The following is an 8,549-nucleotide window of genomic DNA, read 5'->3' as shown; positions in this document are numbered from 1 at the left end:
GGGCTAGCCAACGCCGTAGCAGGGTTTAAGTTCTACGACTATAATACGCGCAGTTCGACCACATACTGATGATTATGGATATTTCAGATTTCGATTTCACGCTGCCGGACGCGCTGATTGCTCAACACCCGCCCGAAGAGCGCGGCAGCAGCCGCCTGCTGACCGCCCTGCCCGACGCACCGCTGCAGGACGGCACGTTTGCCGACATCGCAAACCTCATTGCAAGCGGCGACGTTTTGGTGTTCAACAACACCAAAGTCATGAAAGCCCGCCTTTTCGGGCAAAAAGCCAGCGGCGGCAAAATCGAAGCCCTGATTGAGCGCGTATCCGACCCGCATACCGCGCTGGCGCACATCCGCTCGTCCAAATCGCCCAAACCCGGCACCGAGCTGATTTTCGATGGCGGCATCCGCGCCATCATGACCGAGCGCGCGGGCGAACTCTTCTGCCTGCAATTCCAAGACAGCCGCAATGTGTACGAACTCTTGGAGCAATACGGCAAACTGCCCCTGCCCCCCTATATCGAACGCGCCGCCGACGACAGCGACGACAGCCGCTACCAAACCGTGTATGCCAAACACCAAGGCGCCGTCGCCGCCCCCACCGCCGGCCTGCATTTTACAGACGGCCTGCTGGCCGCGCTGCGTGCCAAAGGCGTACACACCGTCGAGGTGACCCTGCACGTCGGCGCCGGCACATTCCAGCCCGTGCGCGTTGACAATATTGCCGAACACAAAATGCACAGCGAATGGTTCGACGTACCGCCCGAAACCGTGGCTTTAATCGAAGCCGCCCACGCACGCGGCAACAAAGTCTGGGCCGTCGGCACCACCTCCATGCGCGCGCTGGAATCCGCCGCCCGAAGCGGCCGCCTGCAGGCCGGACAAGGCGACACCGACATCTTCATCACCCCCGGCTACCGCTTCCGCGTCGCCGACCGCCTGATTACCAACTTCCACCTGCCCAAATCCACCCTGCTGATGCTGGTCAGCGCCTTCTCCGGCATGGAACACATCCGCCGCGTTTACCGCCACGCCGTCGAGCAGCAATACCGCTTCTTCAGCTACGGCGATGCCATGGTGCTGGGCAGGCAGGAGACGGAATAAATGTTTTCGGTTTGATGACTTTATATAGTTGATTGAAAACGTGTGCCGATAGAAAAGGCCGTCTGAAAATGTGGGTTTTCAGACGGCTTTTTATCAATCAATATTTAAAATTGAATTAGCTTGAACACTAAACGCCTTCTGCCTTCAGCATTGCGACAAAATCCGATAATGTCGTCAAATTATATACATGGGGGATAAGATGATAGGCTTCTGCCAATTTGTTTTTGGCACTATGCCACCCTTGCCCGTCTGTAATCCAAACAAACTCATATTGCGGGTATTGGTTCACTTTAGGCGCGATATCAGAGTAAGCTCGGGCAACCTCATTGAGTTTTGAGCCGCCGCTGTTATAAAAATTCGTTTCAATCAAATACGTTTTCCGAGCCCCTTTGACTACAAAATCAAAGCGTTTGACATCTTCGCCCAAGCTGACCATCTCGGAAAATACCGTACTGCTTACCTCTTTCCGATATTGAATATCTGCCGCGTCAAACACCTTGGCAACAGCAATAGCCATATTATCGCCACCTCTGTTTTTACGGGCATTGACATCCAAGCCGACCTCGACCCCGAAAACATAATCAACCAAGTTATGAACGTCTTTATTTTGAAAGACTTCCAAAAGGCCTGTGCCGCATATATATTCGAAAATCTGCTCCGGTGATTTGAAATAGCTGTCTAATAAAACAGTTTCGCCCTGTTCGTTATAAGTTTTGGCCTTTTTACTTTTCCGAACGGCAATTAAAATATCCAAAACCTCAAAAACCTTGGGGTTTTCCTCAAACAGCTCCTCAACTGCCCGTTTTACGTCTTCCTGACCGATAAGATAATTAAGCTGGTTCAACTTCAAAGCAATTTTGGCTACATTTTTCCTGACTTTTTCAAAATCCACAAAATATTCCAAAGTGGCATTGGTTTCTGCCAACTGCCCGATGAACTTCTGAAAATCTTTATTATTCATTACTGGCTACCTATTCTTCTCTCGGATAACTCAAAAAAATCCAAATCAGTTTCACAACCGCAAAAATATCTATTGTGCTTTAACGCTGCTACGCCCGTCGTACCGCTGCCCATAAAGGGGTCGAAAATCAAATCACCTATATTCGATGAAGCAAGAATACACCTCTCAACCAATGCCAGAGGCTTCTGCGTTGGATGCTTTCCAAAAGTTTTCTCCACTTTTGGCGGAGGCGCAATCGTCCAAACACATTTCATTTGCTTATCATGATTCATCGCTTTCATGGCATCATAATGGAATGTATGTTTAGCCTTTTTGCTTTTTTTAGCCCAAATCAACGTTTCTGTGGAATGCGTAAAAAAGCGGCAGGATAAATTCGGAGGCGGATTAGGCTTTTCCCATGTAATATTATTCAAGAGATGGTAACCGATTACCCTCAATAAATAACCAATGGTATAAATGTTATGAAATGTACCGCACACCCAGATAGTGCCATTCGGTTTGAGAAGTGCGTAACACAGCCTCAGCCACTCTTCATAAAACTCCATGTCTGCAGCCAAGCCTTTGGATTTATCCCACTCGCCTTTATTGACTGAAACCGCCTGTCCATTTTGACAACTGATTCCGTCGTTGGATAAAAAATACGGCGGATCTGCAAAAATCATGTCGAAGCATCCATCAGGATGCTTTTCCAAAATTTTGCGCATAACCAATAGTGCGTCCTCATGATAAATCACGCTTCTATCGGTCACTTTTTTCTTCAATTTTGCATAATAAGGAGCCGAGGCTTCTCTAAGCGTTTGGATTGCCTGGTTCATAAATCGCCAATAACTCTGTTACTTTTCTTCTACTGCTGCCGCTGGCTGCAATATTTCTTTGAACATCAACCGTTTCAATACGCGCATTCCGATACAAATCGCGGGTAAACGGGATATCATGATTAGAAATCAAGATATTCTGCCCACGATTACACCCTGCCTCCGCCAGTTCGGCTAACCTTTGCTGTTCCCGCCCGTTAAAACCGCCTTGCGCGTAATGCGTAAATGAAGCGGTTTCCGTTAACGGTGCATAGGGTGGATCGCAATAAATGAAATCATCAGACCCGGCCTGCTGTAATACGTCCTGAAAATCACCGCAATGCAATGCCACTCTATCCGATTTTTGAATGAAATTATGCATTTCAAGCATAGGGAAATAGGGCGACTTATATCGGCCAAAAGGTACATTGAACAACCCTGAATTATTATAACGGCATAAACCATTGAACGCATGGCGGTTCAAATAAACGAATAACGCCGAACGCTCCAAGCTGTCTTCCGACGCATTAAACCTTTCCCGCAACTCATAAAATCTGCTTTCTTGATTATTCTCTGCCTCAAAAAAAGAGTGCGCATAATCAACAAACCCGCCTTTTTCTTGCTTCAAAGCTTTAAATAGATTAATCAAATCAAGATTTTTATCATTCAACAGATAAGCATCAAATTCCAAAGCCAAACTTAATGCAGCCGAACCGGAAAATGGCTCAATCAACCTGATGCGCTTTTTATCGGGAAAAAACTGCTCAATAAACGATACGAGCTTGGCTTTTCCTCCCGCCCATTTTAAAAAAGGCTTAGTATTCATCACTTAATCGCCCTACTCTCTTCAATCAACTCTACACTTAATATTTGTCATCTTCTTACACCGCTTCCAACTTCGCATACTTCGTATCCAATTCCTTCACCCCCTCTTTACCGAAATTAATCGTCAACCGTGCCGATTCGCCTTTATCGACGGCGTCGATAATCACACCGGTGCCGAATTTGGGGTGGCGGACGTTTTGGCCGATTTTGAAGCCGCCGTAGGTTTTTGCGGCTTGGTAGGTTTCGGCGGCACGGATGTCGCTGCGCGGTTTGGGCGTATCGAAACTTGCAAACGCGGCTTTTTTGGCGGACAGGTAATGCAACACTTCGGGCGGGATTTCTTCGACGAAGCGGGAGACGATGCCGAATTGGGTTTGGCCGTGCAGCATGCGTTGTTGCGCCATGCTGATGTATAGGCGTTTGCGGGCGCGGGTGATGGCGACGTACATCAGGCGGCGTTCTTCTTCGAGGCCGCCGCGCTCGGCGAGGCTCATTTCGCTGGGGAAGCGGCCTTCTTCCATGCCGGTGAGGAAAACGACGTTGAATTCCAAGCCTTTGGAGGCGTGGACGGTCATGAGCTGGATTGCGTCTTCGCCTTGTCCGGCTTGGTTTTCGCCGGATTCGAGGGCGGCGTTGCTGAGAAAGGCCAAAAGCGGGAAGGCGGGGTCGGCGGCGGCGATGTTGTCGGGCAGGATTTCGAAGTTGCTCTCTTCGGGGTTGAACTCGATGGCGGCGTTGACCAGCTCGTCGAGGTTGTCGAGTCGGTCTTGGTGGTCGCTTTTTTGGGTTTGGTAGTATTCGATGAGGCCGCTGTCTTTGAGGATGCCGGCGAGGATTTCGGGCAGGCTGAGTTGGCCGACTTGGTTGCGCAGGCTTTCAATCAGGCGCACAAAGGCGGCGGTTTTGGCGGCTTTCGCGCCTGCATTGCAGGCGGCCTGCCAGAGTGAGATGCCTTGTTCGGCGGAGGCCGTCTGAAGGTTTTCGATGGTGCGCGCGCCGATGCCGCGCGGGGGCATGTTGATGACGCGCAAGAGTGCGTTGTCGTCGTCGGGGTTGACGGCGAGGCGCAGATAGGCCAGCGCGTGTTTGATTTCCTGCCGTTCGTAAAAGCGCAGGCCGCCGTAGATTTTATACGGCACGCCGGCGCGGAACAGGGCTTGTTCGATGACGCGCGATTGGGCGTTGCTGCGGTAGAGTACGGCCATTTCGGAAAGCGGCCAGCCTTCGCGGTGCAGCGATTTGGCTTCGTCGATGATAAATTGGGCTTCTTCAAAATCGCTGGGCGCGGAAAGGTAGCGGATTTTGTCGCCTGCCGCCGCGTCGGTGCGCAGGTTTTTGCCCAGGCGTTCGTCGTTGTTTTCAATCACGGCGTTGGCGGCGGCGAGGATGTTGCCGACGGAGCGGTAGTTTTGCTCGAGCTTGATCGGCGCGTCGATGCCGAATTCGTGCATGAGGGCGGTCATGTTGCCGACATTCGCGCCGCGGAAGCGGTAGATGCTTTGGTCGTCGTCGCCCACGGCAAACACTGCCGCCGAATCGCCGGCCATCAGTTTCAGCCAGGCGTATTGCAATTTATTCGTGTCTTGGAATTCGTCCACCAGAATATGGTTGAAACGGTTTTGGTAGTGTTGGCGCAGGATGTCGTTGCGTTGCAGTATTTCGTAGCTGCGCAGCATGAGTTCGGCAAAATCAACTACGCCTTCGCGCCGGCAGATTTTGTCGTATTCGGCGTAGCATTCAATCATTCGGCGGGTATGCGGGTCGGGTGCTTCGAGTTTGTCGGCGCGCAGGCCGCTTTCTTTTTGGGCGTTGATGAAGCCTTGCAAACTGCGCGGGGCGATGATTTCTTCGGCGATATTCTGCGATTTGAGCAGGCGTTTGACGAGCGACAGCTGGTCGCCGGAGTCGAGAATTTGAAATGATGCGGGCAGCTCTGCTTCGCGGTGGTGCAGGCGCAGAAAGCGGTGGCAGAGGCCGTGGAAAGTACCCAGCCACATGGCGCGCACGTTCACCGGAATCATCGCGCCCAGGCGGGTTTGCATTTCTTTGGCGGCTTTGTTGGTGAAGGTGACCGCCATGATGCTGTGTACGCCCGCTTGGCGCGTTTGCAGCAGCCAGGCGATGCGGGTGGTGAGTACGCGGGTTTTGCCGCTGCCCGCGCCGGCGAGCACCAGTGCGGATTGCGGCGGCCAAGTGACGGCGGCAAGCTGCTCGGGATTGAGGCCTTGCAGGAGTTGTGCGGAAGATTCGGGTGCGTCGGGAAACATGATGATGCCGTCTGAAAGTTTCGGATAGGTTATTTTAAAGGAAAATATCTTGAAAGGCCGTCTGAAAATGAAAAATGGTGCTTTCGGGATATCCGGACGCTGCGGTTGCGGCGGTGCAGGCCATGCGCCCGGCAGGGAAAATGCGCCGGATTGTTGACAAGTGACCCTGCCAGCATATAGAGTATTTAAAAAAAATAACGAAAGTTTACAAAATGAAATTAGAGATTCATCCCATCAGCGAATCTGCGCTGGTCTGCACCCTTCCTGCGCCCGCCGACCTCTCCAAACAGCAAACCATCTGGGCTTTTGCCGCCGACAGCGAATCCCTGTCCGGCGTGGCGGAAGTCGTACCCGGTATGAACAATCTGACCGTTTTTGCCGAGCCGCAAACCGATTTGGCGGCACTCGCCGGGCGGCTGCATGATGTTTGGCTCCGTGTCGGAGCGGCTGCCTATGAGGGTAAAACGGTCGAAATTCCGGTGGTTTACGGCGGCGCATTCGGCGGGGATTTGGCCGAGGTTGCCGCGTTTCACAAGATTACGCCCGAAGAAGTCGTCAAACGGCACACCGCGCCGACTTATACCGTATTCATGATGGGCTTCCAGCCCGGTTTTCCCTATCTGGGCGGCCTGCCCGAACACCTGCATACTCCGCGCCGCGCCGTGCCGCGCACATCGGTGCCTGCGGGCTCGGTGGGAATCGGCGGCGGTCAGACGGGCGTGTATCCGTTTGCTTCGCCGGGCGGCTGGCAGATTATCGGTCAAACCGGGCTGCCGCTTTTCAGGGCGGATTTAAACCCGCCGACTTTGCTGGCGGCCGGAGACAAAGTGCGTTTCGTTGCGGAAAGGATTGAGAAATGATGAACGTTTTATCAGTCAATGCGCCGGCGCATATCCAGGATTTGGGACGCTACGGCCTGCGCCGTTACGGAATCGGCCATGCGGGGGCGATGGATACGTTGTCGCTGCGTGCGGGCAACATCCTGTTGGGCAACGAAGAAAACGCGCCTGCGTTGGAAATCGCTTTGGGCGGGATTTCGGTGTCGTTCGAACGCGATACGCCTTTCTGCATTACCGGCGCGCTTTACCATGCCGAGCTTGACGGGGAGCCGGTGCACTCTTATTGGCGCTATACCGCCCGCAAAGGGCAGGTATTGAAGCTGGTTAGGGCGGTACAGGGGATGTACGGTTATCTGTGCGTGGCGGGCGGTTTTGATGTTCCCGAAGTATTGGGTTCGAAAAGTACCGATTTGAAAGCGGGTTTCGGCGGACATGAAGGCAGAATGTTGGAAAAAGGCGATGAAATTCCGCTGGGCGGAGGTGCGGAACACTTGGGCCGCGTAGGTATCGCGCATATTCCTTTTACCAACTGTATCCACCTGTTCCCTTCTTCGGAATACGGCGCGTTTACCGAACAGAGCCACATCCATTTATTCCACAAACCGTGGCTGCTGCAGAGCGACAGCAACCGCATGGGTTATCGCTTCGACGGACACGGTCATAATCTGGAACTGAAACAGCCTCTAGAAATGCTTTCGCACGCAGTACAGGCGGGAACGGTGCAGGTGCCGCCCGGCGGCAACCCGATTATCCTGCTGGCCGACGCGCAAACCACAGGCGGCTATCCGAAAATCGCCTGTGTGGCGGCCGCCGATTTGGGACGGCTGGCGCAAGTCCGCTTCGGCGGCAAAATCAGATTCAAGCAGATTGACGGCGCAAAGGCCGCAAAACTGTTGCGGCAAAACGAAGTCTATCTCAACCAAGTCAGGAAAATCGCCAATGAAAACAGTTGATTTAAACGCGGATTTGGCCGAAGGCTGCGGCAACGACGAAGCCCTGCTGAAGCTGGTTTCCTCCGCCAACATCGCCTGTGCCCAGCACGCCGGCAGCATTGCCGACATACGGGCGGCCTTGGAATGGGCGCAAGCAAACGGCGTGCGTGTCGGCGCACACCCGGGCTATCCCGACCGCGAGAATTTCGGGCGTACCGACATGCAGCTTTCCGAAGCGGATTTGCGGGCGTGTTTGAATTACCAGCTGGGCGCGCTGGCGGCGGTGTGCCAAGGGCAGGGCGTGGCCGTCGGCTACGTCAAACCGCACGGCGCGATGTACAACCAAGCGGCCAAAAACCGCGTATTGGCAGACATCATCGCCGATACCGTGTACCGTTTCAATCCTGATTTGAAACTGATGGCACTCTCCGGCAGCCTGCTGCTCGAAGCGGGCAAGGCGCGCGGTTTGGGCGTGATTTCCGAAGTGTTTGCCGACCGGCGCTATATGCCCGACGGCACGCTGGTACCGCGCAGCCGCCCCGACGCGCAGGTGGATTCGGATGACGAAGCCATCGCCCAAGTGCTGCAGATGGTGCGGGAGGGCTGTGTTACCGCCGCGGACGGCAGCCGCGTTCCCGTATCCGCCGACAGCATTTGCCTGCACGGCGACGGAGCGCATGCTTTGGTTTTTGCCGGAAAAATCCGTGCAGCGCTCCAAGACGCCGGTATCGGAATCAAGGCCGTCTGAAAACGGTTTTCAGACGGCCTGACGGATATGAATGAGTCCGATATATATTATCGTCGTTTCGTTAGATTGAGACAAGG

At 53.5% G+C, this 8,549-nt stretch carries 8 protein-coding genes; 4 read left to right on the top strand and 4 right to left on the bottom strand.

Features of this window, described 5'->3' with window-relative positions; genetic code table 11:
* Nucleotides 1–74 precede the first annotated feature (74 nt).
* Entirely contained in the window at nucleotides 75–1,106 is a 1,032-nt protein-coding gene (gene queA / locus BDE01S_RS05975) for a tRNA preQ1(34) S-adenosylmethionine ribosyltransferase-isomerase QueA (protein ID WP_066078665.1), read from the top strand.
* 127 nt (nucleotides 1,107–1,233) lie between these two features.
* Here queA and BDE01S_RS05970 read toward each other — a convergent pair whose 3' ends face one another.
* From BDE01S_RS05970 to BDE01S_RS05955, 4 genes are read right to left on the bottom strand one after another with little or no spacing between them, the layout of a single operon-like run.
* On the bottom strand, nucleotides 1,234–2,067 hold the full coding sequence (locus BDE01S_RS05970) for a type II restriction endonuclease (protein ID WP_066078662.1): 834 nt from the start codon (nucleotides 2,065–2,067) through the stop codon (nucleotides 1,234–1,236).
* Complete coding sequence (locus BDE01S_RS05965) at nucleotides 2,067–2,882, bottom strand: DNA-methyltransferase (protein ID WP_066078659.1); 816 nt, start codon at nucleotides 2,880–2,882, stop codon at nucleotides 2,067–2,069. Before BDE01S_RS05965 ends, BDE01S_RS05970 begins: the two co-directional genes overlap by 1 nt.
* Nucleotides 2,857–3,687, bottom strand: a complete 831-nt coding sequence (locus tag BDE01S_RS05960) for a DNA adenine methylase (RefSeq protein ID WP_082790432.1) — start codon at nucleotides 3,685–3,687, stop codon at nucleotides 2,857–2,859. The genes BDE01S_RS05965 and BDE01S_RS05960 overlap by 26 nt, the downstream gene beginning before the upstream one ends.
* A 55-nt stretch (nucleotides 3,688–3,742) precedes the next feature.
* The gene (locus tag BDE01S_RS05955) at nucleotides 3,743–5,953 is read right to left on the bottom strand and encodes a UvrD-helicase domain-containing protein (RefSeq protein WP_066078654.1); all 2,211 of its coding nucleotides are present in this window, start codon (nucleotides 5,951–5,953) and stop codon (nucleotides 3,743–3,745) included.
* 212 nt (nucleotides 5,954–6,165) lie between these two features.
* Here BDE01S_RS05955 and pxpB point away from each other — a divergent pair, with 212 nt between their 5' ends.
* Genes pxpB through pxpA form a run of 3 tightly spaced genes read left to right on the top strand, consistent with a single transcriptional unit; the run spans nucleotide 6,166 to nucleotide 8,472 of the window.
* Nucleotides 6,166–6,813 carry a 5-oxoprolinase subunit PxpB gene (pxpB, locus tag BDE01S_RS05950; RefSeq protein WP_066078651.1) on the top strand — a complete coding sequence of 216 codons (648 nt, stop codon included), beginning with the start codon at nucleotides 6,166–6,168 and terminating at the stop codon, nucleotides 6,811–6,813.
* Nucleotides 6,810–7,745, top strand: coding sequence for a 5-oxoprolinase subunit C family protein (locus BDE01S_RS05945; protein WP_066078648.1), 936 nt, complete (start codon nucleotides 6,810–6,812; stop codon nucleotides 7,743–7,745). Before pxpB ends, BDE01S_RS05945 begins: the two co-directional genes overlap by 4 nt.
* Nucleotides 7,732–8,472 (top strand): 5-oxoprolinase subunit PxpA, encoded by a 741-nt coding sequence (gene pxpA / locus BDE01S_RS05940; protein ID WP_066078645.1) that lies wholly within the window; start codon nucleotides 7,732–7,734, stop codon nucleotides 8,470–8,472. The genes BDE01S_RS05945 and pxpA overlap by 14 nt, the downstream gene beginning before the upstream one ends.
* The last annotated feature ends 77 nt before the right edge of the window (nucleotides 8,473–8,549 follow it).

Source organism: Bergeriella denitrificans NBRC 102155, assembly GCF_001592185.1.
Lineage (GTDB): Bacteria > Pseudomonadota > Gammaproteobacteria > Burkholderiales > Neisseriaceae > Neisseria > Neisseria denitrificans.
The sequence above is the reverse complement of the archived record's forward strand: the minus strand, read 5'-3'. Positions and strand labels throughout refer to the sequence as shown.

Excerpts from the sequence above, each read along its gene's own strand:
- queA (WP_066078665.1), top strand. The coding sequence starts at position 75 with ATGGATATTTCAGATTTCGATTTCACGCTGCCGGACGCGCTGATTGCT.
- BDE01S_RS05955 (WP_066078654.1), bottom strand. The coding sequence starts at position 5,953 with ATGTTTCCCGACGCACCCGAATCTTCCGCACAACTCCTGCAAGGCCTC.
- BDE01S_RS05945 (WP_066078648.1), top strand. The coding sequence starts at position 6,810 with ATGATGAACGTTTTATCAGTCAATGCGCCGGCGCATATCCAGGATTTG.
- pxpA (WP_066078645.1), top strand. The coding sequence starts at position 7,732 with ATGAAAACAGTTGATTTAAACGCGGATTTGGCCGAAGGCTGCGGCAAC.
- pxpB (WP_066078651.1), top strand. The coding sequence starts at position 6,166 with ATGAAATTAGAGATTCATCCCATCAGCGAATCTGCGCTGGTCTGCACC.
- BDE01S_RS05960 (WP_082790432.1), bottom strand. The coding sequence starts at position 3,687 with ATGAATACTAAGCCTTTTTTAAAATGGGCGGGAGGAAAAGCCAAGCTC.
- BDE01S_RS05965 (WP_066078659.1), bottom strand. The coding sequence starts at position 2,882 with ATGAACCAGGCAATCCAAACGCTTAGAGAAGCCTCGGCTCCTTATTAT.
- BDE01S_RS05970 (WP_066078662.1), bottom strand. The coding sequence starts at position 2,067 with ATGAATAATAAAGATTTTCAGAAGTTCATCGGGCAGTTGGCAGAAACC.